At 60.6% G+C, this 23,377-nt stretch carries 22 protein-coding genes; 5 read left to right on the top strand and 17 right to left on the bottom strand.

Going from position 1 to position 23,377, the window contains the following annotated elements:
- Position 1: 1 nt before the first annotated feature.
- The 10 genes from JOE33_RS12180 to ubiE form a co-directional block, all read right to left on the bottom strand.
- Positions 2-1,918, bottom strand: a complete 1,917-nt coding sequence (locus JOE33_RS12180; RefSeq protein WP_010435981.1) for a methyl-accepting chemotaxis protein — start codon at positions 1,916-1,918, stop codon at positions 2-4.
- An 89-nt stretch (positions 1,919-2,007) separates the two neighbouring features.
- On the bottom strand, positions 2,008-2,715 hold the full coding sequence (locus JOE33_RS12175; protein ID WP_010435978.1) for a 16S rRNA (uracil(1498)-N(3))-methyltransferase: 708 nt from the start codon (positions 2,713-2,715) through the stop codon (positions 2,008-2,010).
- Positions 2,712-3,512 carry a twin-arginine translocase subunit TatC gene (tatC, locus tag JOE33_RS12170; protein ID WP_010435976.1) on the bottom strand — a complete coding sequence of 267 codons (801 nt, stop codon included), beginning with the start codon at positions 3,510-3,512 and terminating at the stop codon, positions 2,712-2,714. The genes JOE33_RS12175 and tatC overlap by 4 nt, the downstream gene beginning before the upstream one ends.
- Positions 3,509-3,985 carry a Sec-independent protein translocase protein TatB gene (gene tatB, locus JOE33_RS12165; RefSeq protein WP_010435973.1) on the bottom strand — a complete coding sequence of 159 codons (477 nt, stop codon included), beginning with the start codon at positions 3,983-3,985 and terminating at the stop codon, positions 3,509-3,511. The genes tatC and tatB overlap by 4 nt, the downstream gene beginning before the upstream one ends.
- Before the next feature lie 4 nt (positions 3,986-3,989).
- The gene (locus tag JOE33_RS12160; protein ID WP_003316632.1) at positions 3,990-4,265 is read right to left on the bottom strand and encodes a twin-arginine translocase TatA/TatE family subunit; all 276 of its coding nucleotides are present in this window, start codon (positions 4,263-4,265) and stop codon (positions 3,990-3,992) included.
- 44 nt (positions 4,266-4,309) lie between these two features.
- Positions 4,310-4,642, bottom strand: a complete 333-nt coding sequence (locus tag JOE33_RS12155; RefSeq protein WP_187625006.1) for a phosphoribosyl-ATP diphosphatase — start codon at positions 4,640-4,642, stop codon at positions 4,310-4,312.
- A gap of 2 nt (positions 4,643-4,644) precedes the next feature.
- Positions 4,645-5,037: a phosphoribosyl-AMP cyclohydrolase gene (gene hisI / locus JOE33_RS12150; protein ID WP_003414224.1), complete on the bottom strand. Its 393-nt coding sequence runs from the start codon at positions 5,035-5,037 to the stop codon at positions 4,645-4,647.
- 67 nt (positions 5,038-5,104) lie between these two features.
- Positions 5,105-6,724 (bottom strand): ubiquinone biosynthesis regulatory protein kinase UbiB, encoded by a 1,620-nt coding sequence (gene ubiB / locus JOE33_RS12145; protein WP_010435836.1) that lies wholly within the window; start codon positions 6,722-6,724, stop codon positions 5,105-5,107.
- Positions 6,721-7,344, bottom strand: coding sequence for an SCP2 sterol-binding domain-containing protein (locus JOE33_RS12140; RefSeq protein WP_010435834.1), 624 nt, complete (start codon positions 7,342-7,344; stop codon positions 6,721-6,723). The genes ubiB and JOE33_RS12140 overlap by 4 nt, the downstream gene beginning before the upstream one ends.
- Positions 7,344-8,114 (bottom strand): bifunctional demethylmenaquinone methyltransferase/2-methoxy-6-polyprenyl-1,4-benzoquinol methylase UbiE, encoded by a 771-nt coding sequence (gene ubiE, locus JOE33_RS12135; protein ID WP_002551635.1) that lies wholly within the window; start codon positions 8,112-8,114, stop codon positions 7,344-7,346. Before ubiE ends, JOE33_RS12140 begins: the two co-directional genes overlap by 1 nt.
- Positions 8,115-8,258: 144 nt before the next feature.
- On the opposite strand from ubiE, the gene JOE33_RS12130 reads away from it, so the two are divergent.
- Both JOE33_RS12130 and JOE33_RS12120 read left to right on the top strand, forming a co-directional pair.
- The gene (locus tag JOE33_RS12130) at positions 8,259-8,537 is read left to right on the top strand and encodes a polyhydroxyalkanoic acid system family protein (protein ID WP_010435829.1); all 279 of its coding nucleotides are present in this window, start codon (positions 8,259-8,261) and stop codon (positions 8,535-8,537) included.
- 274 nt (positions 8,538-8,811) lie between these two features.
- A complete protein-coding gene (locus JOE33_RS12120) occupies positions 8,812-9,498 on the top strand; it encodes a phasin family protein (RefSeq protein WP_010435827.1) in 687 nt (228 codons plus the stop codon).
- A 1,038-nt stretch (positions 9,499-10,536) separates the two neighbouring features.
- On the opposite strand, the gene JOE33_RS12115 is transcribed toward JOE33_RS12120, so the two are convergent.
- The 6 genes from JOE33_RS12115 to JOE33_RS12090 form a co-directional block, all read right to left on the bottom strand.
- Entirely contained in the window at positions 10,537-10,914 is a 378-nt protein-coding gene (locus JOE33_RS12115) for a DUF971 domain-containing protein (protein ID WP_010437548.1), read from the bottom strand.
- A gap of 92 nt (positions 10,915-11,006) precedes the next feature.
- On the bottom strand, positions 11,007-12,344 hold the full coding sequence (gene hslU / locus JOE33_RS12110; protein WP_003316641.1) for an ATP-dependent protease ATPase subunit HslU: 1,338 nt from the start codon (positions 12,342-12,344) through the stop codon (positions 11,007-11,009).
- 66 nt (positions 12,345-12,410) lie between these two features.
- The gene (gene hslV, locus JOE33_RS12105) at positions 12,411-12,941 is read right to left on the bottom strand and encodes an ATP-dependent protease subunit HslV (protein WP_003392345.1); all 531 of its coding nucleotides are present in this window, start codon (positions 12,939-12,941) and stop codon (positions 12,411-12,413) included.
- 154 nt (positions 12,942-13,095) lie between these two features.
- Positions 13,096-13,791, bottom strand: coding sequence for an SPOR domain-containing protein (locus JOE33_RS12100; RefSeq protein WP_002551645.1), 696 nt, complete (start codon positions 13,789-13,791; stop codon positions 13,096-13,098).
- Position 13,792: 1 nt separating this feature from the next.
- Positions 13,793-15,529, bottom strand: a complete 1,737-nt coding sequence (gene argS, locus JOE33_RS12095) for an arginine--tRNA ligase (protein WP_054992532.1) — start codon at positions 15,527-15,529, stop codon at positions 13,793-13,795.
- 97 nt (positions 15,530-15,626) lie between these two features.
- Positions 15,627-17,846, bottom strand: a complete 2,220-nt coding sequence (locus tag JOE33_RS12090; RefSeq protein ID WP_054992533.1) for a primosomal protein N' — start codon at positions 17,844-17,846, stop codon at positions 15,627-15,629.
- A gap of 169 nt (positions 17,847-18,015) precedes the next feature.
- On the opposite strand from JOE33_RS12090, the gene rpmE reads away from it, so the two are divergent.
- The 3 genes from rpmE (at position 18,016) to JOE33_RS12075 (ending at position 20,678) form a co-directional block, all read left to right on the top strand.
- Positions 18,016-18,237, top strand: coding sequence for a 50S ribosomal protein L31 (rpmE, locus tag JOE33_RS12085; protein ID WP_002551648.1), 222 nt, complete (start codon positions 18,016-18,018; stop codon positions 18,235-18,237).
- Between the two features lie 13 nt (positions 18,238-18,250).
- Positions 18,251-19,054 (top strand): thermonuclease family protein, encoded by an 804-nt coding sequence (locus tag JOE33_RS12080; protein ID WP_054992534.1) that lies wholly within the window; start codon positions 18,251-18,253, stop codon positions 19,052-19,054.
- Positions 19,055-19,409: 355 nt separating this feature from the next.
- Entirely contained in the window at positions 19,410-20,678 is a 1,269-nt protein-coding gene (locus JOE33_RS12075; RefSeq protein WP_010438752.1) for a malic enzyme-like NAD(P)-binding protein, read from the top strand.
- A gap of 217 nt (positions 20,679-20,895) precedes the next feature.
- On the opposite strand, the gene JOE33_RS12070 is transcribed toward JOE33_RS12075, so the two are convergent.
- Positions 20,896-23,340: a penicillin-binding protein 1A gene (locus tag JOE33_RS12070; RefSeq protein ID WP_010438754.1), complete on the bottom strand. Its 2,445-nt coding sequence runs from the start codon at positions 23,338-23,340 to the stop codon at positions 20,896-20,898.
- Between the last annotated feature and the right edge of the window lie 37 nt (positions 23,341-23,377).

Genomic DNA, 23,377 nt, shown 5'->3' with positions numbered 1-23,377 from the left:
GTCAGACGGTAAAGCGGCTCACCAGCACCTGAAGGTGGTTGCCCAGTCTTGCCAGTTCTACGCTGGAAGCCGCGGTTTCTTCACTGGCCGCAGACGTCTGCTCGGACACGTCACGGACATTGATGATGCTGCGATTGATCTCTTCCGCGGTCGCGCTCTGTTCTTCGGCGGCGGCCGCAATCTGCTGATTCATCGCCTGGATCGCCGAGACGGTTTTGGTGATGTTCTCCAGCGATCCACCGGCCCGACGGGTCAGTTCCACGCTGCTGGTGCTCAGCTCGCGGCTGCTGTCCATGACGGTTGTAGCCTGTTGGGTACCGCTTTGCAGGCGGACAATCAGTGCTTCGATCTCTTCGGTGGATTTTTGCGTGCGCTGCGCCAGGCTGCGCACTTCATCGGCAACCACCGCAAAGCCCCGACCGGCCTCACCGGCGCGTGCGGCCTCGATAGCGGCGTTGAGGGCCAGCAGGTTGGTCTGTTCGGCGACCGATTTGATAACGTCCAGCACGCTGCCGATCTTGTCGCTCTCCTGTTTCAGCGCGCCCATGGCTTCGCTCGAATTACTCACCGCAGAGGCGAGGCGTTCGATTTGCGAAATGGCCTCGTTGACCACCCGTTCGCCATCACGGGCCTGACGGTCCGCCGTCACTGCAGCTTCCGAGGCTTCCTCGGCGTTGCGCGCGACCTCCTGAACCGTTGCCGTCATTTCATGCATGGCGGTGGCCACCTGATCGGTCTCTACCTTCTGGCTGTTGACCCCGGCACTGGTCTGCTCGGTAACTGCCGACAGCTCTTCCGCGGCGCTGGCAATCTGGGTGACGCCATCGCGAATCCCGCCAACCAGTTCCCGCAGGCTGACCGTCATGCGCTGAATCGTGGCCTGCAGCTTGCCCAGTTCGTCCTTGCGGTCCACGTTGAGGTTGCGGCTCAGGTCGCCCGAGGCCACCCGCTCTACCACTTCGAGGGTCTCTTGCAGCGGCGTGGTGATCTGGCGGGTGATGACCCACGCCGCGAGAATGCCAAGCACCATTGCCAGCGCGGTCGCGGCGATGATCATCTGGACCGACTTGGCGCTGTCTGCGTCGCGGCTCTTGTTCTGTCGGGTAATCAGGTCGTTGCTGGTGGCGAGCATGCTGGCGCCCAGCGTGGTCATTTTATCCAGTGCGGCCCTGGAGGCGGCCTGGGCATCGCGATACTTGCCCACAGCCGCGCGGTAGCCATTCAGCCCGGCGATGGCCTGCTGCAGCATGGGCGAATAACTGGAAGAAATGTCGCCAGCCAGCGTGTTGATCCCGGTCACAGCATCATCGATGGCCTTATTGGCGTCCTTTTCGAAATCGGGACGGCCGCTGTAGGTGTAGCCACGTACCTGAAAGCGCGCCTGCTGAATCAGCTTGCTGACGCCGACGATGCCATTGAAGGCCAGAATGTTATCTTCCTTGAGCAGTTCGGCTTCGATCCTGTTGGACTGATCCACTGCCTTGTCGGCGTTTTCGCCCATCTGGCTGCGGCTCGCTTCGCGGGTTTCGATCGCCTTGCTCATGTCCTCGAACGACTGCCGATAGTCCCGCGTTGCCTGAATCTGGACGTCCAGCAACTGCAGGTTCTCGGGGGATCGCAGCAGGTTTTTGGCGGTTTGCAGTGCAGCGTCGAGCTCATCGAGTGTACTTCTGACCTTCGCTGCGGTCTCTGCGTTGTACAACACCTCGTAGCTCATACGGTTGATGCGCAACTGAAGGGTCAGCTCACTGACCTCTGCAATCGCAGTGACACGGTCACCACGATCGATCAGGGCTTGATTGCTGAACCAGCCGGTGGCTGAAATCATCAGCGTCATCAACAGCACCAGGCCAAAGCCGATCGCCAATTTCAGGCTGACACTCGCATTGGCGAGGCTTTTGGATAACGCACCAGACATGATCTCTCCTTGACGGCTTTTGTTCCTAAGTATCCGACTGCATCGGCCAGCTATCGGTTAACTGAAGCGATTGAGTCGACATTAACAACTTAGAACAAACGGGCAAGAAGGGCCGTTACAGCGGTTTCGACACGCAGGATGCGTTCGCCCAGTTGCACGGGCTGCAAACCCGACTGACGCAACAGATCGATTTCGTAGGGTATCCAGCCACCTTCGGGGCCGATGGCCAGCGTGACCGATTGGGTGACCGCACGGGGACAGGCGGGGAAATCACCGGGATGGCCGACCAGGCCCAGGGTATCGAGCGCGATCTGCGGCAAGCGATCTTCAACGAAAGGCTTGAAGCGCTTTTCGATCACGATTTCAGGCAGCACCGAATCGCGCGCCTGTTCCAGGCCCAGAATCAGTTGCTCGCGGATGGCGTCAGGCTCCAGAAACGGCGTTTGCCAGAAGCTTTTTTCCACTCTGTAACTGTTCAGCAGGATGACTTTGGGCACGCCCATGGTCGCAACGGTCTGAAACACCCGGCGTAACATCTTGGGGCGTGGCAACGCCAGCAACAGGGTAAGCGGCAGTTTTGCCGGAGGCGCACTCTGCAGCTCGACACGCAGCTCTGCTTCATGGGCTTCAAGGCGCAGCAGTTCGGCATTGCCCAGCAGGCCGTTGACACGGCCCACCCGCACAGTGTCACCGACCTCTGCGCGGTGCACCTCCTGCATGTGCTTCAGGCGGCGGTCACGCAGGACCACCCTGTCAGCCGCAATGAAGTCGGCTTCCTCAAGCAGCAGCAGGTTCAAGGTGTGGTCGCGGGCGGCTGGTCCTGCTTGTCAGCGTCCTCGGCCTCATCGTCCGGATGTTCGCCACGCTTCTTGATCATCGTGCTGCACAGTACGCCCAGCTCGAAAAGCAGCCACATCGGCACCGCCAGCAGCGTTTGCGAGAAGATGTCCGGCGGCGTCAGGATCATGCCGACCACGAAGCAGGCGATAATCACGTAAGGGCGGATCTTCTTCAGGTACTTGACGTCGACGATGCCGATCCACACCAGCAACACCACCGCCACCGGGATTTCGAAGGCCACGCCAAAGGCGAAGAACAACGTCATCACGAAGTCCAGGTAGCTGGCGATGTCGGTCATCATCGAAACGCCCTCCGGCGTCACGCTGGCGAAGAAGTGGAAAATCAGCGGGAAGACCAGGAAGTAGGCAAACGCCATGCCTGCGTAGAACAGGATGATGCTCGACACCAGCAAGGGCACCGCAACGCGCTTTTCATGCTTGTACAGACCCGGCGCGATGAAGCCCCATATCTGATGCAGGATGACCGGCATGGACAGAAACAGCGCGACCATCATGGTCAGCTTGAACGGCGTGATGAACGGCGAAGCCACATCGGTGGCAATCATCGTTGCGCCTTCAGGCAGATAGACGCGCAGCGGAGCCGAAACCAGTGTGTATATCTTCTGCGTAAAGTAGAACAGGCCGGCGAAAATCAGGAAGACTGCCGCAACACAGCGCAACAGACGTGTACGCAACTCGGTGAGGTGCGAGATCAGCGGCATTTGCTGATCGTTTTCCGGGATATCAGCGCTCATGGTGCTCGCGGTGGCAATGACGAATCGTGGGCGGAAGGCGTCGGGACCGGTGTGCCGGCGTCAGCCGGTTTCGCGGTTTTCTCCAGCGACAGCTCGGTCTTCGGTGCCGCAGGTTGTGCAGGGCCTATTTCGTGGTGTGCGGCGTCATCGTGCGCCGGGCTTGCAGCTTCGGCCGCTGCCGGTGCTGGCGACGGGTTCGCCTGCTCGGAGCTGTTCTCGGGCGGCTGATTGGGCGCGAACATTTTGCGCGCTTCGTCTTCCAGCGAAAGAATGTGCTCGTTGTGCAGCTGCCGACGAATCTCGTCAGCCCCGATTTCACGTTCAACTTCCTGTTTGATCGCATTGAAGCTGCGCTTCAACCGGCCGATCCATAAGCCTGCGGTGCGTGCAGCACCCGGCAGGCGCTCGGGACCCAGTACCAGCAAGGCAACCAGGCCAACGAGCAGCAGTTCAGAGAAGCTGATACCGAACATGGGCTTAAACCTGGTCTTTGCGGATCGGCTCGTCGACTTTGTGCGCCTGAGCGTCGATGGTGTGTGGCTGATTCAGCGGCGAGCCCTGTGGGGCTGGCTGGGCCTGCTGGGGTTGAGGCGCAGGCTGTTCGGCTGGCTTGTCGTCATCATTCATTGCCTTGCGAAAGCCTTTGATCGATTCGCCGACGTCGCTGCCCAGGCCCTTGAGTTTCTTGGTCCCGAAAACCAGTACAACGACGATCAGGATGACGATCCAGTGTTTCCAGTCAAAAATACCCATGAAACAGTCCTCGTAAAAGATTTCAAGCTTGAAAGGGGAGAGCGTTACTCTGCCGTGCGAGCGGCTTTTTCCGCGTGGCCGGACAAGCCGAATCGGCGGTCCAGTTCATCGAGCACGGCCTGTGGATGCTGACCCAGCGCGGCGAGCATCACCATGCTGTGGAACCACAGGTCAGCGGTTTCGTAAATCACGTCACTGCAATCACCGCTGACCGCAGCGTCCTTGGCCGCGATGATGGTTTCGATCAACTCTTCGCCGAGCTTTTCCAGAATCTTGTTCAGGCCCTTGTGATACAGGCTTGCGACATAGGAACTGTCGGCAGCGGCGTCCTTGCGGGATTCCAGCACTTCGGCCAGACGGGACAACGTATCAGTCATGTTCAATGGCCTGCATGGTAAATAGCATCAGGATCTTTCAAAACCGGGTCTACGGTCTTCCAGCCTGAATTTTCATACACTCGGTAGAAGCAACTTTCGCGGCCAGTATGGCAAGCGATGCCACCGATCTGCTCGACCATCAGGATAATGACGTCGGCATCACAGTCCAGGCGCAGTTCATGCAGCTTTTGCACATGACCCGATTCTTCACCTTTGCGCCAGAGTTTGCCACGCGAACGCGACCAATAGATGGCACGGTTCTCGGATGCCGTCAGGCTCAGGGCCTCGCGGTTCATCCAGGCCATCATCAATACCCGGCCGGTCTTGTGATCCTGAGCGATTGCAGGCACCAGACCGTCGCTGTTCCAGTGAATCTCGTCCAGCCAGTCTTTCATATCTACTCCGGCAGCCGGCTTTCATGCCCGGCGGATTGAACAGTGTGCCAGCGCCACTCGCTGCTGGCTATCGGCGAACGATCAGATACAGTCCGGCGATCAGCATGATCGCTGCCGGCCACGCGGTGAGCGTCAGCAACTGGGTGGCGGCCTCGCTCATCACCCAGCCCTGTATCGCGCCGCCCACCAGCAATGCTGCACCGATCAGCCGCAGGACCGGCTCGTCCTTGCGATCGTGCCACGGGCGCGGCGGATCCGAGGCGTGCGGGCGGGACATGCGCTCCAGCAGATCACGGGTCATGCCTGCGATGTGCGGCAGTTGCTCGACCTGTGATTGCAGATTGCTCAGCAGGGTCTTCGGGCTGACCCGTTCACGCATCCAGCGCTCCAGATAAGGCTGCGCGGTGCTCCACAGGTCCAGATCAGGGTACAACTGACGACCCAGCCCTTCGATGTTGAGCAGGGTCTTTTGCAGCAGAACCAGTTGCGGCTGGACTTCCATATTGAAGCGGCGTGCGGTCTGGAACAGGCGCATCAGCACCTGGCCAAAGGAAATATCCTTGAGCGGCTTCTCGAAAATCGGCTCGCAGACCGTGCGGATGGCCGCTTCGAACTCATTGAGCTTGGTCTCTGCCGGCACCCAGCCCGAATCGATGTGCAGTTGCGCAACGCGACGATAATCACGTTTGAAAAAGGCAAACAGGTTACGCGCCAGATAATCCTGATCTTCCGGGGTCAGGCTGCCGACGATGCCGCAGTCGATGGCAATGTACTTCGGCGCCCACGGATTGACCGTGCTGACGAAAATGTTGCCGGGGTGCATGTCGGCGTGGAAGAAGCTGTCGCGAAATATCTGCGTGAAGAAGATCTCCACACCGCGCTCGGCAAGCAGTTTCATGTCGGTGCGCTGATCGGCCAGAGCGGCCAGATCGGTTACCTGAAGGCCGTAGATACGCTCCATGACCAGCACTTTCGGGCGGCACCAGTCCCAGTAGACTTGTGGCACGTAAAGCAGGTCCGAGCCTTCGAAGTTGCGCCGCAGCTGGCTGGAGTTGGCCGCTTCACGCAGCAGGTCGAGTTCGTCGTAGATGGTCTTTTCATAATCCATCACCACCTGCACTGGATGCAGCAGGCGCGCATCGGCAGACACGCGCTCGGCGGTGCGGGCGAGAATGAACAGCCACGCCAGATCCTGGCCAATGATCGGCTTGAGGCCGGGGCGTACCACTTTGACCACGACTTCTTCGCCGGTCTTCAGGCAGGCGGCATGTACCTGTGCGACCGAAGCGGATGCCAACGGCGTCTCGTCGAAGCGGCTGAAAACGTCACAGATACGTGCGCCGAGCTGTTCTTCGATCAGCTTGATTGCCAACTGCTGATCGAACGGCGGTACGCGGTCCTGCAGCAGCATCAGTTCGTCGGCGATGTCCTCGGGCAGCAAGTCGCGCCGGGTGGACAGCAATTGACCGAACTTGATGAAAATCGGCCCCAGGTCCTGGAGCGCCAGACGAAAGCGTACGCCACGGCTCAGCTCGGATTTGCGCCGTGGCAGCCAGCGCCAGGGCAGCACGAAACGCAGCGCGAGCATCCACCACGGCAGGGGCAGGGCGAACAACAGGTCATCAAGGCGATAGCGGATAACGACACGTTGAATGCGAAACAGACGGCGGACGGCAAGCAGCTTCATGCGTTATCGCTGGTATTGAGGGAGTGGGCAAGGCGGGCAAAGCGCGCCTCGAGGCGTTCCAGATCGAGCTTGATCTGATCGAGTTCGGCGAATCGTGCTTCGGCTTCGTGTTTGCCCACCAGCGTGCGCGATTCTTCGCTGAGGTAGTCGGCAACGTTCTGGCTGAGGCTGTTGAAGCTTTCCCGCGTCCAGCGCCCACTGTTGCGCAGGTGGCTGCTGAACAACTGGCTGGCCACCGGGCCGATCCAGTTGGACAGTTCGTGCTCCCAGTCCAGCTCCAGATCCTGAAGAATGCCGACCAGTTCCAGCAGTGCGCCGCTGTCACCGTCGAGTTCGACATCCGGGCCGTGCAGCACGGCGGTCTTGTCCTTGCTCAGGGCCAGACGCACCAGGCTGGAAGCCGGCGCGCGCAGCGTGCAGTCAGCGTCGGCAGCCCATTCAGCTGCCAGCAGCAAACCTTCGTCGCTGGGCAGGATGAAGAGCTTCAGGGACGGATCGCGACAGTCCACCGCAATGACACGTCCGGACAGACGTGCCATGCGTGGCAGCGCAGTGCTGTCCAGGCGCAGCACCCGATTGATGCCGTGCTCGATGCTGGCGAGCAGCCCCCTGAGCAACATCAGGGTTTGATACCGCGATGCAGGGCCACGACGCCCGCTGTCATGTTGTGATAGGTCACGCGGTCGAAACCGGCTTCTACCATCATCGACTTGAGGGTTTCCTGGTTGGGGTGCATGCGGATCGATTCGGCCAGGTAGCGGTAGCTTTCCGAGTCATTGGTGACCAGCTTGCCCATCAACGGCATGAATGCGAACGAGTAAGCGTCGTAGGCCTTGGACATCAGCTTGTTGGTCGGCTTGGAGAACTCCAGCACCAGCAGGCGACCACCGGGCTTGAGCACGCGCAGCATGGAGCGCAGGGCGTCTTCCTTGTGCGTCACGTTGCGCAGGCCGAAGGCGATGGTCACGCAGTCGAAATGGTTGTCCGGAAACGGCAGCTTCTCGGCGTCTGCCTGGACGAACTCGACGTTGCCCGACACGCCCAGGTCCAGCAGGCGGTCACGGCCGACCTTGAGCATGGAGGCGTTGATGTCAGCCAGTACCACCTGGCCAGTCGGACCGACCAGGTTGGAGAATTTGCGGGTCAGGTCGCCCGTGCCGCCAGCAATGTCCAGCACGCGGTTGCCGGTGCGGACGCCGGACAGCTCGATTGCGAAACGCTTCCACAGGCGATGCATGCCGCCGGACAGCAGGTCGTTCATCAGGTCGTACTTGGCCGCCACCGAATGGAAAACCTCAGCGACTTTTTCTGCCTTCTGGCTTTCCGGTACATTTTTGTAACCGAAGTGAGTCGTAGGTTCGGCATCGCTGCCTTTGCGCTGATCGTTCATATCGCTTCACCGGAATAGAGTGCGGGTCATTCTAATCGCCAAGGCCGGCTTTGTCTTGACAAGGCTCACCAGCAACGCTTTCTTGGATGCGGGCGGGTGTATATAGTTGCGCCGCATTTCACATGACGATCAAGGAAGCCTCCGATGGCCAAGATAACCGTTGAACGCCCGCACGCCCTGGGCCGGGAGAAGGCTCGCGAAAAGGCCGAGCAACTGGTCGAGAAGCTTTCCACCCGATACGGACTGGCTCACGAATGGGCTGGCGATACCGTAAAACTGGAGGGCAAGGGGGCCAAGGGCGAGGTCGAGGTCGAAGAGGCTTTGATCCGCGTCAACATCGAGCTGAACTTCATCCTGTCGGCCATGAGCGGTTCGATCAAGACAGAAGTCGAGCGCGTTCTGGACAAGGCGCTCGCTGCCTGAGCGCAGTACGCAGTCCTGCTGATTTTTCTTTGCCGCCGTATGTCCATGCGCTCTTTTATGAGCGCAAATCGACAGAATCGAGCGCGCGTTCGACCTTCGAGTCGCAAAGACCTTGAACCGGATCGGTATCCCGTCTAAACATGATGTAGACACGCTCTTTGCCAGGCTCGATGAGCTGCCGGTATTGCTTGAACGTGTCGTGCCGACAAAAAGCTCGAACGCTGCGTGCCGAAACGACTCGGGCGTTCCAAGTCTGGACGATAAGGAGAACAGGATGGCTGGCAAGAAAAAAACCGACAAAGATGGCAGCTCCTGGATGGGCGAGGTCGAGAAGTACTCTCGTCAGATCTGGCTGGCGGGTTTGGGCGCCTATTCCAAGATAAGCAATGACGGCAGCAAGCTTTTCGAGACGCTGGTGAAGGACGGCGAAAAAGCCGAGAAGCTGACCAAGGTCGAAGCGCAGAAGCAGCTCGATGACGTCAAGAACACCAGCAAGTCGGCCAAGTCCCGTGTGGACGACGTGAAAGACCTCGCGGTTGGCAAGTGGAACGAGCTGGAAGAGGCTGTCGACAAGCGTCTGAACAGCGCGATTTCGCGCCTGGGTGTGCCGAGTCGCAGTGAAGTACAGGCGCTGCACAGCAAGGTCGATCAGCTGACACGGCAGATCGAGCTATTGGCGCGCGCGAAAGCCAAACCGGCAGCCTCGCGCACTGTGGCGGCGAAACCGTTGGTCAAGGCCGCGGCCAAGCCGACTGTGAAGAAAGCAGCGGCCAGGCCCGTCGAGGCTAGCAAAAAGCCTGCGGCTGCGAGCACCAGCAAAACCAGCACCGCGACCAAGCCTGCAGCAGCGAAAAAACCAGCGGCAAGAAAGCCGGCTGCCAAACCCTCCAAGTCGGCCAGCAATTCGACTGCAGCTACCTCAGCGTCGACCGCATCGGAAAAGCCCGCCAGCCAGTCCTGATAACCCGGCTGCAACAAAAAGCCCGCCCTGCCACACAGGTCGGGCTTTTTGTCGCTAAACGGCACAAAGAAGACCGGACGCAGAGCGTCCAGAACGGCATGCCCACGCGGAGCATGGGCACGATAGTGATCTACCTGACGGCTATCGTTCCTCACGCTCCAGCGTGGGAATGCCTTTCGTGACGCTCTGCGTCACAAATCTACGCCGCACCTCACCCTCTGGATCGGACGCAGAGCGTCCAGAACGGCATGCCCACGCGGAGCATGGGCGCGATAGTGATCTACCTGACGACTATCGTTCCTCACGCTCCAGCGTGGGAATGCCTTTCGTGACGCTCCGCGTCACAAATCTACGCCGCACCGCACCCTCGGGACCAGACGCGGAGCGTCCAGAATGGCATGCCCACGCGGAGCATGGGCACGATGGTGGTCTCCCTGACTACTATCGTTCCTCACGCTCCAGCGTGGGAATGCCTTTCGTGACGCTCTGCGTCACACATCTACGCTGCACCTCACCCTCTGGACCGGACGCAGAGCGTCCAGAACGGCATGCCCACGCGGAGCATGGGCACGATGGTGGTCTCCCTGACGGCTATCGTTCCTCACGCTCCAGCGTGGGAATGCCTTTCGTGACGCTCTGCGTCACAAATCTGCGCTGCACCTCACCCTCTGGACCGGACGCGGAGCGTCCAGAACGGCATGCCCACGCGGAGCATGGGCACGATAGTGGTCCACCTGACGACTATCGTTCCTCACGCTCCAGCGTGGGAATGCCTTTCGTGACGCTCTGCGTCACAAATCTACGCTGCACCTCACCCTCTGGATCGGACGCAGAGCTTCCAGACCGGCATACCCCACGGAGTACCAATAGGAATAGAGGGGTTTTTCACGAAGATGACGTTTCATTGGATGCATTTTCGGCGATCAGGCAGCCCCTTTCGCGAACAAGTTCGCTCCCACGGCCTCCGGCCAGAATCAAACGCGGACTTGTATATGACGATGGGCACGAAGGGGTTCTTGCCGGCACCTGCAAGACGGATCAGAGCATCAGTTTGACTACGTGCTCGGAAGGGTCGCGGGATTTGCCGGCTTTCTCGAGCTCCTGCACATAGTCTTCCCAAAGCGACGCCTGGCGTGTGGCCAGTTCGTACAGGTATTCCCAGGTAAACAGGCCGCTGTCATGGCCGTCATCGAAGGTCAGTTTCAGCGCATATTGACCGGCGGGCTCGACCTTGGTCAGGCCGACGCCCAGTTTGCCGAATTGCAGGATCGGCCGGCCGTGGCCCTGAACCTCGGCAGAAGGGGAGTGCACCCGCAGAAATTCGGCGGGCAAATGGTATTCCTCATCCGGCGCGTATTTCAGCGTCAGGGTCTTGGAGGCCTTGTGCAACTGGATGGCAGTGGGCAGAGCGGGCATGGCTGCAGTCTCGGGTTTTAAGCTTCGGGCAGAAGCAAAAAGCTGCAAGAGTGAACAACCTCTTGCAGCCTGAAATGCCAACCGCTTGTGGCTTAGAGAATATAGCGCGACAGGTCTTCGTTTTCCGCCAGATCACCGAGGTGGCTGTTGACGTATTCCGCGTCGATCTCGATCGGCGCTGCGTCAGGGCTGATGGCCAGGTCACCGGCGCTGAACGAGACTTCCTCGAGCAGGCGCTCAAGCAGCGTATGCAGGCGGCGGGCACCGATGTTCTCGGTCTTCTCGTTGACCTGCCAGGCAATCTCGGCCAGACGCTTGATACCTTCAGGCTTGAACTCGATCTTCAGGCCTTCGGTCTTGAGCAGCTCACGGTACTGTTCGGTCAGCGACGCATGCGGCTCGCTGAGGATGCGTTCGAAGTCCTGTGGCGACAGCGCCTTGAGTTCAACGCGGATCGGCAGACGGCCTTGCAGCTCGGGGACCAGATCACTCGGTTTGCTCAAATGGAACGCACCCGACGCGATAAACAGGATGTGGTCGGTCTTGACCATGCCCAGTTTGGTGTTCACGGTGCAACCTTCGATCAGCGGCAGCAAATCGCGTTGCACGCCTTCGCGTGACACGTCGACACCGCCCGAATTACCGCGCTTGGCAACCTTGTCGATTTCGTCGATGAACACGATGCCGTGTTGCTCGACCGCTTCCAGCGCCTTGGCTTTCAGCTCTTCTTCGTTGACCAGACGGCCAGCTTCTTCTTCGCGCACCAGTTTGAGTGCTTCCTTGACCTTGAGCTTGCGGCTCTTGGTCTTGCCCTTGCCCATGTTGGCAAACAGGCTCTGCAGCTGATTGGTCATTTCCTCCATGCCGGGCGGCGCGGAGATATCGACACCAACCGCTTCGTTGATCTCGATCTCGATTTCCTTGTCATCCAGCTGGCCTTCGCGCAGGCGCTTGCGGAACAGCTGACGGGTGTTGGAATCGCTGCTCTGCGCCGGGTCTTCGTTGAAGCCCACCCGGGCAGGTGGCAGCAGGGCGTCGAGGATGCGCTCTTCGGCAGCATCTTCGGCGCGGTGACGCACCTTGACGATTTCCTGTTCGCGCAGCAGCTTGATCGCGGCATCGGCCAGATCGCGGATGATCGACTCTACATCGCGGCCCACATAACCCACCTCGGTGAATTTGGTGGCTTCGACCTTGATGAACGGTGCGTTGGCGAGCTTGGCCAGGCGACGGGCGATTTCGGTCTTGCCGACACCGGTCGGGCCGATCATCAGAATGTTCTTGGGGGTTACTTCGACACGCAGTTCTTCAGGCAACTGCATGCGGCGCCAGCGATTGCGCAGGGCAATGGCCACGGCGCGCTTGGCATCGTCCTGGCCGATGATATGGCGGTTGAGTTCATGGACGATTTCGCGGGGAGTCATTGACATGGTTATTCACGGTCCTCTGTTGCGGGCAAGTCGCTGGGGCCGCAGGCTGTGCGGCCCGGCAGCGGCTTAGCCGGCGAGGTCCTGCTCCTCAATGGTGATGTTGTGGTTGGTGAACACGCAAATGTCGCCGGCGATATGCAGGGAAGTCTCGGCAATTTCGCGGGCCGACAGGTCGGTCTTGAGCAGCAGGGCGCGGGCTGCGGCCTGGGCGAATGCGCCGCCGGAGCCCATGGCGATCAGGCCGTCCTCGGGCTCGACCACGTCACCGTTGCCGGTGATGATCAGCGAGGCGTCCTTGTTGGCGACGGCCAGCATTGCTTCCAGACGGCTAAGCGAGCGGTCGGTGCGCCAGTCCTTGGCCAGTTCGACAGCTGCACGAACCAGATGCCCCTGGTGTTTTTCCAGTTGGGCCTCGAAACGTTCGAACAGCGTGAATGCATCGGCGGTGGCGCCAGCGAATCCGGCGATCACTTCACCGTGATACAGGCGGCGTACCTTCTTGGCGTTGCCTTTCATGACGGTGTTGCCCAGAGAAACCTGGCCGTCGCCAGCCATGACGACTTTACCGTGGCGGCGCACTGAAACGATGGTGGTCAAGGGAGAGTCTCCACACTGCGGGGCGAAAATGCCCTGATGCAAACTCATATGGGGGTGTGGGTGAGTATTTCAACCTTGGGGGTGAAGAGCGGGGTCGAGATGACCCTCGTGCCAGCACGGAGCATGGGCACGAGGTCGTCTCAAGGGGTACGTATTACCGGCTCTGACGCTGTTGCAACAACAGGTTACTAAAGCCGCCGCTTGCCAGTTGTTTTTGGGCCGTGGTCAGTTGTTCGCGGTTGCTGAACGGGCCGACCAGTACGCGATACCAGGTTTCATCCTTGACGGTGCCCGACTCGACGGTAGAGGTCTGGCCCAGCAGGATGATTTGCGCACGGACTTTCTCGGCGTCAGCCTGTTTGCGGAACGAGCCCGCCTGCAGGAAGAACGTCGTCACCGCGGCCGGCTTGGTCGTCGCAACCGGCGGCGCCGGTGGTGGCGTCAGACCGCTGAGGGCCGCCTGGGCACGTGCCGTGTCGATCTTGGCTGCCTGTTCCGGCGAGACCGGTGCTGTCGGTGCCACGGGCGGCGGGGTCTTCTCCGGCACGGCTTCGTTCGGCACGATCACTTCCGATTCCGGCAGCAATGTATAGAAGTCGTACTTGGGTTTGACCGGCGCCGTAGGGCTCGGCGGTGTCTTGTTCGCTTCGGCGATCTTTGCAGCCTTGGCGTCTGCCTTGACCCGTTTGACGTCTTCGCCACCGGGTTCGAGCTTCATCAAAAAGACCACGAATGCGCCCACGGTCAAGCCAATCGCCAGCCATAACCATCCTGGAATCGGCTTCTTCGCGGGTGCCTGATAACGGCTGGCGCCCCGCTTGGGTGCCGGTTTCTTCTTCGCAACTGCCAACTTACATACGCTCCAGAGTTTCCAGACCCAACAGGTCCAGGCCTTGCTTGAGGGTGCGGCCGGTCAGTGCAGCCAGACGCAGACGGCTCTGTTGCTGATCGGGGTTTTCCGCACCAAGGATCGGGCAGTTTTCGTAAAAGCTCGAAAACAGACCCGCAAGGTCATACAGGTAAGCACAAAGTACGTGCGGTGTGCCTTTTTCTGCGACGTTGTTCAGTGTTTCGGTGAACTGCGCCAAGCGTGCGGCCAGTTCCTGCTCCTGCGGCGCCTCGAGGACGATCTGCCCCTTGCTGGCGTCGAAAGGTGTGCCCAGCTTGCGGAACACGCCTGCCACACGGGTGTAGGCGTACAGCAGATAGGGCGCGGTGTTGCCTTCGAAACTGAGCATCTGATCGAAGTTGAAGCTGTAATCGCTGGCGCGGTGCTTGGACAGGTCGGCGTATTTCACCGCACTGATGCCCACGGCCTTGGCAATGCTGCGCAATTCCGCTTCGGCCACTTCCGGGTTCTTTTCCTTGACCAGCGTGTAGGCGCGCTCTTCGGCTTCATCGAGCAGGTCTATGAGCTTGACCGTGCCGCCATCGCGGGTCTTGAACGGGCGGCCATCGGCGCCGTTCATGGTGCCAAAACCCATGTGCTCCAGCTGCATGCCGTCATGCACGAAACCGGCGCGGCGAGCCACTTCGAACACCTGCTGGAAGTGCAGGGCCTGACGCTGGTCGACGAAATACAGCACGCGGTCGGCCTTGAGCACCTTGCTGCGATAGCGGATCGCGGCCAGATCGGTGGTGGCATACAGATAACCGCCACCGGCCTTCTGCACGATGACCGGCAACGGCGTGTCATCGGCGGTGCGGAATTCTTCGAGGAACACGCATTGCGCGCCATTGCTCTCGACCAGCAGGCCCGCGGCTTTCAGGTCGTTGACCACATTGGCCAGGTCATCGTTATAGGCACTTTCGCCCATCACATCGGCCGGGGTCAGCTTGACGTTGAGGCGCTCGTAGGTTTCCTGGCAGTGCGACAGCGAGATGTCCTTGAAGCGCGTCCACAGCGCCAGGCACTCGGCATCGCCGGCCTGCAGCTTGACCACCAGGCCACGGGCGCGCTCGGCGAACTCTTCGGATTCGTCAAAGCGCTGCTTGGCGGCGCGGTAGAAGTTTTCCAGGTCGGACAGCTCGTCGCTGGTCGCCGGCTTTTCCTGCAGATAGGCCAGCAGCATGCCGAACTGGGTGCCCCAGTCGCCCACGTGGTTCTGACGAATGACCGTGTCGCCGAGAAACGTCAGGACGTTCGCCACGCCGTCGCCAATGATGGTCGAGCGCAAATGGCCAACGTGCATTTCCTTGGCCAGATTCGGTGCCGACAGATCGACGACCACGCGCTGTGCAGCGCCCGCCTTGCGGACTGACAGGTGCGCGTCGGCCAGTGCAGCGTCGAGGCGCGCGGCCAGCGCGGCAGTATTCTGGAAGAAGTTCAGGAAGCCCGGCCCGGCAATTTCGACCTTGCTGACCTGCTCGTCGGCCGGCAGCGCGGCGATCAGCTTTTCAGCCAGATCGCGTGGTTTCATGCCGGCAGGCTTGGCGAGCATCATCGCGATATTGCTGGCGAAGTCGCCGTGCGTCTTGTCGCGGGCGTTTTCCACCTGAATCGCCGGCGTCAGCCCTTCTGGCAAGACGCCCTCGGTGACGAGACGGGTCAGGGCTTGTTGAATCAGCTGGCGAATCGTGTCTTTCATGGTGCTCTCTTCGACCGCAAGCGCGGTGGCGCTTCGATGCGCGGGTGGAAAAACTCCGCATTATCCGTTGCTCAAGCCTGCTTGCCAACGGCGTGACTTAATAAAGATCCACAGGATCCACATCCAGCGACCATCTGACCTGTCGACCGCTGGGCATTTGCTCCAGCGCGAGCAGCCAGGTGGCAAGCAATTTATGCAAGGGCGCGCGTGCGCTGGACTGCACCAGCAGTTGCGCACGATAACGCCCTGCGCGGCGTTCCATCGGCGCCGGAACCGGGCCCAGCAGCTCGATGCCGCCCAGCGCCATTTGCGTAACCAGTTGCTCCGCATCGCTGCAGGCCTGATCGAGAAAGGCCTCGGCCTGTCCCGGTTTGTGTGCTTCAGCGCGCAGCAGTGCGAGGTGTGAAAACGGTGGCAGACCCGCGGAACGGCGCTCGCTCAAGGCCTGTTCGGCAAAGGCGAAATAACCCTGCTCGGTCAGCTGGATCAGCAGTGGATGGTCGGCCAAGTGGGTCTGGATGATCACCTTGCCAGGCTCTTCGGCGCGCCCGGCACGGCCTGCCACCTGCACGATCAGTTGTGCCATGCGCTCGCTGGCGCGGAAGTCGCCGGAAAACAGCCCGCCGTCGGCGTCCAGAATCGATACCAGCGTGACCCGGGGAAAGTGATGCCCTTTGGCGAGCATTTGCGTGCCGACCAGAATGCACGGCTGGCCGCGCTGGATCGTCGTGAACAGCTGGTTCATGGCGTCCTTGCGCGACGTGCTGTCGCGGTCGACGCGCAGCACGGGATAGTCCGGAAACAGAATCGCCAGGCGCTCTTCGGCGCGCTCGGTGCCCGCGCCTACCGGGCGCAAATCCACCTTGCCGCACGACGGGCACTGACGCGGTACACGCTCGACATACCCGCAGTGATGGCAGCGCAGCTCGCCCGAGCGCTGGTGCACGGTCATGCGTGCATCGCAGCGCTGGCAGCCGGACATCCAGCCGCAGTCGTGGCACAGCAGGGTTGGCGCAAAGCCGCGCCGGTTGAGAAATACCAAGACCTGCTGGCCTGCCGCGAGTGTCTGGCCGATGGCCTGCTGCATGGGGCCGGAGATGCCGCTGTCCAGCGGTCGGCTCTTGACGTCCAGGCGCATGAAGCGCGGCTGCTGTGCGCCGCCCGCGCGCTGATTCAGGCGCAGCAGGCCGTAGCGGCCGGTGTAGGCGTTGTGCAGGCTTTCCAGGGACGGCGTGGCCGAGCCAAGGACAATCGGAATGTTTTCCTGGCGCGCCCGCACCAGCGCCAGATCGCGGGCGTGATAGCGCAGACCTTCCTGCTGTTTATAGGAGCCGTCGTGTTCTTCGTCGATGATGATCAGGCCGGGGTTTTTCATCGGCGTGAACAGCGCCGAACGCGTGCCGATGATGATGTCCGCCTCGCCATCGCGAGCCGCCAGCCAGGCATCCAGCCGTTCGCGGTCGTTGACCGCCGAGTGGACCAGCGCAATGCGCGCATTGAAGCGTTGCTCGAAGCGCGCCAGAGTCTGCGGGCCGAGGTTGATTTCCGGGATCAGTACCAGCGCCTGCTTGCCGGCTTCGAGGGTTTCGCGGATCAGCTGCAGATAGACTTCGGTCTTGCCGCTGCCCGTCACGCCGGCCAGCAGAAACGCATGAAAGCTGTCGAACCCGGCGCGGATCGCTTCGTAAGCGGCGCGTTGTTCGGTGTTGAGCGGCAATTCAGGCTGGGCCAGCCAGTGTTCATGGCGTGCGCTGGGCGCATGGCTGCGGACCTCGACGTACACCAGCTCCTTGGCCAGCAACAGGTTGAGACTGTCCTTGTTCAGCATCAGCTTGCTGAGCAGTTGATGCGCCACCCCGTGCGGGTGTTGGGCAAGGGTGGTCAGGGCTTCGCGCTGCTTGGGCGCGCGGGCGATGCGCGGATCATCGACGCTGGCGCCCGGGGCTACGTGCCAGAAGCGTTCCTGGCGACTTTCGGCCAGTTCGCCCTGACGCAGCAGCACCGGCAGGGCCCAGCTCAGTGTGTCCCCGAGGCTGTGCTGGTAGTACTGCGATGTCCACAGGCACAGCTTGAACAGCGCGGCTGGCAGCGGCGCTTCGCTGTCGAGCAGGGCGATAGCCGGCTTGAGCTTGTCGGCGGGCACTTCGCTGTGATCGACCACTTCCACCAGAATGCCGATCATTTCCCGACGTCCGAACGGCACTCGCAGACGCATGCCCGGCTGCAAGGCGCTGCGCGTCACGCCCGCAGGGGCGCGGTAGTCGAACAGGCGGCGAAGCGGTGAGGGCAGGGCAAGGCGCAGGATGGCGTCGGGCACGCGGTGTTTCCCTGTGGTGATAAGTGATGACGGAGGCGCGATCTTAGCAGACGACCGGTGTGAAGGTTCGCTTGCGTCGTTGCGATTGTCTGGTACTATCCGCAGCCTATTTCCGTGCGGTATTCAACAATAGTGTTGAGTGGCGGCGCGTTAGACCGAGGAAGTACCGATGAAAGCTGATATCCATCCAGTTTACGAAGCCATTGACGCTACCTGCAGCTGCGGCAATGTCATCAAGACCCGTTCCACCCTGGCCGCTCCTCTGAGCCTGGACGTGTGCAACGAGTGCCACCCGTTCTACACCGGCAAGCAGAAGACGCTTGACGTTGGCGGCCGTGTCGACAAGTTCAAATCCCGTTTCGGTGCGTTCGGCGCTACCAAAGCGAAGTAAGACTGGCTGCCTTATGGGCATCTCCAGGCTGCTTGAAAAGGCGCTCCTTGTGGGCGTCTTTTTTATGCCCGCGATTTGGGTGTCCGGCGCGCAGGCCTTCTGCCCGGCACCTGCCTCATTGCCGGTCGCCCAGGTGCAGCGTGTGGTCGACGGCGACACCTTGAGGCTGGCCGATGGCCGCAGTGTGCGCATGATCGGGCTCAATACGCCTGAAACCGGCAATAAAGGCCGGTCTGCCGAACCCTTTGCCGAGGCTGCCAAAAAGCGCTTGCAGGCGCTGGTCAATGAAAGCGGTGGCAAGGTTCGCCTGCGTGTCGGTCAGCAGGGCAAGGATCATTACGGCCGCACGCTGGCCAACGTCTATGACCGCAAAGGCGCAAACCTCGAGGCGCAGTTGCTCAGCGAAGGGCTGGGCTATCTGGTAGCGGTTGCGCCCAATGTCAAGCTGGTCGCTTGCCAGCAGGGCGCGGAGCGTCAGGCACGTCAGGCGCGGCTGGGTGTGTGGCGCAATTCGCCGGTACAGTCCTCGACCCGGCTGAGCAAAAGCGGGTTCGCGATTGTGTCCGGTCAGGTCAGGCGTGTGCAGCGCAATCGCGGCGGCATCTGGATCGAGTTGCAGGGCTCGCTGGTCCTGCGTATCGCGCCTGCCCACCTGAGTGCATTCGATACGGCGCTGCTCCAGCGCCTCGAAGGGCAGCAGGTCGAAGCGCGTGGCTGGGTAGTCGATCGCTCCCGGCGCGGAGGTCTGAAAGCGGGGCAGTCCCGCTGGCTGCTGCCATTGACCCATCCCGCAATGCTGGACCTTTCACGCCGTTAGGCTCTGTACGAAAAGTGGCTGCGCTCGGTGATGCTTCGTTAAAAACAGGCTCGGATGCGAGTCCAATCGGAATGCTCATTTACAACACGTAGAGTCGAACGCGACCCCGGCCGTTCCTCGCCTGTTTTTGCCTCGCCTGACCTTCGCTCGCCGACTTTTCGTACAGAGCCTAGAAGCGGCCTTCAAACCGGTGATCTGACGAGCGTGACCGAGTGTTCACGTTTCAGGCCTCTAAGCGTAAAGTCTAAGCCCGAGCCTATTGACAGCAGTGACTGGTCAGTCTTGTTAGGACTATGCATCTTGCGTATCCTCGGCGGTCCGTCTGTCCCACAGTAAAAAAAGCGGAATCCAATACATGTCAGATCTGAAAACTGCCGCGCTCGAATACCATGCCAATCCTCGTCCGGGGAAGCTGAGCGTCGAACTCACCAAGCCGACCGCAACCGCTCGTGACCTGGCTCTGGCCTACAGCCCTGGCGTTGCTGAACCCGTGCGTGAAATTGCCCGTGACCCCGAGCTGGCTTACAAGTACACCGGCAAAGGCAACCTGGTAGCAGTTATTTCCGATGGCACCGCGATTCTCGGCCTCGGCGATCTGGGTCCATTGGCTTCCAAGCCGGTCATGGAAGGTAAAGGCGTTCTGTTCAAGCGCTTCGCCGGTATCGACGTTTTCGATATCGAAGTCGATTCCGAAAGTCCTCAAGCGTTCATCGACACCGTCAAGCGTATCTCCATCACCTTCGGTGGCATCAACCTGGAAGACATCAAGGCGCCTGAGTGCTTTGAAATCGAGAAGGCACTGATCGAACAGTGCGACATCCCGGTTTTCCACGATGACCAGCACGGCACCGCTATCGTGACGGCGGCCGGCATGATCAACGCACTGGAAATCGTCGGCAAGACCCTCGATTCGGCGAAGATCGTCTGCCTGGGCGCTGGCGCTGCGGCCATCTCGTGCATGAAGCTGCTGGTGAGCATGGGCGCGAAGATCGAAAACATCTTCATGGTCGACCGTACTGGCGTTGTCCACTCCGGCCGTGCCGACTTGAACCAGTACAAGGCGGCATTCGCTCACGCTACCGAGAAGCGCTCGCTGACCGACGCACTGGATGGCGCTGACGTATTCGTCGGCCTGTCCGGTCCTAACCTGCTGAGCGCTGAAAACCTCAAGCTGATGGCCAAGGACCCGATCGTGTTCGCCTGCTCGAACCCTGATCCGGAAATCTCCCCGGAACTGGCTCACGCCACCCGCAGCGATGTGATCATGGCCACCGGCCGCTCGGACTACCCGAACCAGGTCAACAACGTGCTGGGCTTCCCGTTCATCTTCCGTGGGGCCCTGGACGTTCGCGCAAAGCGTATCAACGAAGAAATGAAAATCGCCGCGGCCAATGCCCTGCGCGAACTGGCCAAGCTGCCTGTGCCACAGGAAGTCAGCGACGCCTACGGCGGCATCAAACTGGAATTCGGCCGTGAGTACATCATCCCGAAACCAATGGACACCCGCCTGCTGGGCCTGATCGCCGATGCAGTGGCCAAGGCTGCCATCGAAAGCGGCGTTGCTACCCTGCCGTATCCGAAGCACTACCCGCTGACCAGCGTGGATGACGTGTTCAAGGGTTGATCCCTGACCCAATAAAAAACCCCTGCAGCGATGCAGGGGTTTTTTTATGACTACGGATAACGCTGCACCTGCTCGGGATAGGACGCGGAGCGTCCAGAACGGCATACCCACGCGGAGCATGGGCACGATGGTGATCTGACTGACGACTATCGTTCCTCACGCTCCAGCGTGGGGATGCCTTTCGTGACGCTCCGCGTCACATACCTGCGCAGTGCTATCAGAACAGATCGATCGGCGCTGACTCATCCGCTGGCAGCGGACTGCCCGGTGCGCTGCTGCCGCCCAGTTCGTTGACGCTTGGCGGTGTGTCTTCGCTTTTGAACAGCTCGAAGAATGCGTTCGGCGTGCTTGGCGTAGCCGCGCGGCCACTCAACGGGTCGACGCGCAGGCTGAGAATGCCAGGTGGTTCGGCCTGCTGATGGGGCGGTTTGTCCTTGAGCGCGGCGCTCATGTAGTCCATCCAGATCGGCAGCGAGACCGTCCCACCAAATTCGTGACGGCCAAGGCTTTCAGGCTGATCGAAACCACTCCACACCGTCGTCACGTAGTCTGCGTTATACCCGGAGAACCAGGCATCCTTGGAATCGTTGGTGGTACCGGTCTTGCCGGCGATGTCCGGTCTGTTCATGGACAGTGCACGACGCCCGGTGCCGCGCTTGATCACGTCCTGCAGCATGCTGTTGAGAATGTAAGTGGTGCGCGCATCGACCACGCGCTCAGCCACTGCGGGCGCCTGAGGCTGAGCGGGTGCCCCTGGCGCGCCGGTGACGACGCTCGGGCTGTCATGTACCGCAAAGGTCGACGTGTTGGGCGCGGTGTTGACGTCGTTGGCCGGAACGCTTGGCGGGTTGGCGACAAACAGCGTCTGGCCGTCGCGGTTCTCGATGGTCTGGATCAGATAAGGACTGACCTTGTAACCGCCGTTGGCGAAGGTCGCCCAGCCGGTGGCGATTTCCATCGGGGTCAGTGTCGCCGTACCCAGTGCCAGCGACAGGTTGCGCGGCAAGTCCTGCTTGGAGAAGCCGAAGCGGGTGATGTAATCGATGGTGCTGTCGATGCCGAGGGCCTGGAGCAGGCGGATCGATACCAGGTTACGAGACTTGTACAGCGCCTCGCGCAGGCGGATCGGCCCGAGGAATGTGTTGGTGTCATTTTTCGGACGCCATACCTTGTCCAGGTATTCATCGACGAACACGATAGGCGCGTCGTTCACCAGGCTCGAAGCGGTGTAACCGTTATCCAGCGCGGCGCTGTAGATGAATGGCTTGAAGCTGGAGCCCGGTTGACGTTTGGCCTGCATGGCGCGGTTGTAGTTGCTCTGCTCGAACGCAAAGCCGCCGACCAGCGCGCGGATGGCACCGTTCTGCGGATCAAGCGAGACAAGTGCGCTCTGCGCGACGGGAATTTGACTGAATTTCAGCGAGCCATCGTCCTGGCGCAGCAGACGAACGAGGTCGCCGACCTTTGCAACATCACCTGGCTGCTTCGGATTGGCGCCCAGGCTGTTGGTATTCAGATAAGGGCGAGCCCACTTCATGGTGGCCCAGTCGACGGTCTCTTCCTTCTCGCCGTTGCGAGTCAGAACGCGCAGACCGGTCTTGTCGACCTGGGTCACGATGCCGGGCTCAAGGCCGTTGATCGTGCGCTGTTTGGTCAGTTCCTGTACCCAGTTGGCGCGGGTCATGCCCGGGAAGCGGCTTTCCGGACCACGATAGCCGTGGCGCTGATCGTAATCGATCAAACCCTGCTGGATGGACTTGTTGGCGTGTTCCTGAAGGTCGCTCGGCACCGTCGTGGTGACGCGGAAGCCTTCTGTATAGGCCTCGCTGCCATAACGGCCGACCATTTCTGCGCGTGCCATTTCAGCGATGTACGGCGCATTCACTTCCGGCGTCGGCACGTGATAGCTGGCGTTGAGCGGCTCGTTCAGGGCTGCCTGATAAGCCGTCTGGTCGATCTTGCCCAGGCGATACATACGGCCGAGGATCCAGTCGCGACGTTCCTTGGCACGGGTCGGGTTGGCCAGTGGGTTGAAACGTGAAGGTGCCTTGGGCAGACCGGCAATCATGGCCATTTGCGCAAGGCTTACATCGCGAATCGATTTGCCGTAGTAGACTTGCGCCGCCGCCTCGATTCCGTAGGCGCGGTTACCCAGATAAATCTTGTTTACGTACAGCTCGAGAATCTCGTCCTTGGTGAGTTGGCGCTCGATTTGCAAGGCCAACAGAATCTCGGTGGTTTTGCGCGAAAAGCTGCGCTCGCTGGTCAGGAAGAAGTTTTTCGCGACCTGCATGGTGATGGTACTGCCGCCTGACTGAATATGGCCGCTCTTGACCAACTGAGTGGCGGCGCGCATCAGGCTGCCAGGGTCGACGCCATAGTGGTTGGCGAAGTTGTCGTCTTCGGCAGACAGCAGTGCGTTGATGAAATTGGGCGGGATTTCCGCGAAGCGAATCGGCGTGCGACGCATTTCACCGAACTCGGCAATCAGCTTGCCGTCGCTGGTGAACACGCGCAGGGGGATTTGCAGTTGAATGCTTCGCAGCGCGTCAACGGAGGGCAGGGTCGGGCTCAGGTAAAGAAACGCGCCGCTCAGGCCAAGCAACAGCGAGCAGAATACCGCGACGAGGGACCACCAGAAAAACTTCAGCAGGCGTATCAAGGCTTTTGGATTTCCAGAAAAAATAATGGGTTAAGCG

Origin of the sequence: Pseudomonas sp. PvP027, assembly GCF_017833005.1 — a bacterium.
In the GTDB taxonomy this organism is placed as follows: Bacteria; Pseudomonadota; Gammaproteobacteria; order Pseudomonadales; family Pseudomonadaceae; genus Aquipseudomonas; species Aquipseudomonas congelans.
This window is presented reverse-complemented; position numbering and strand designations above follow the sequence as displayed.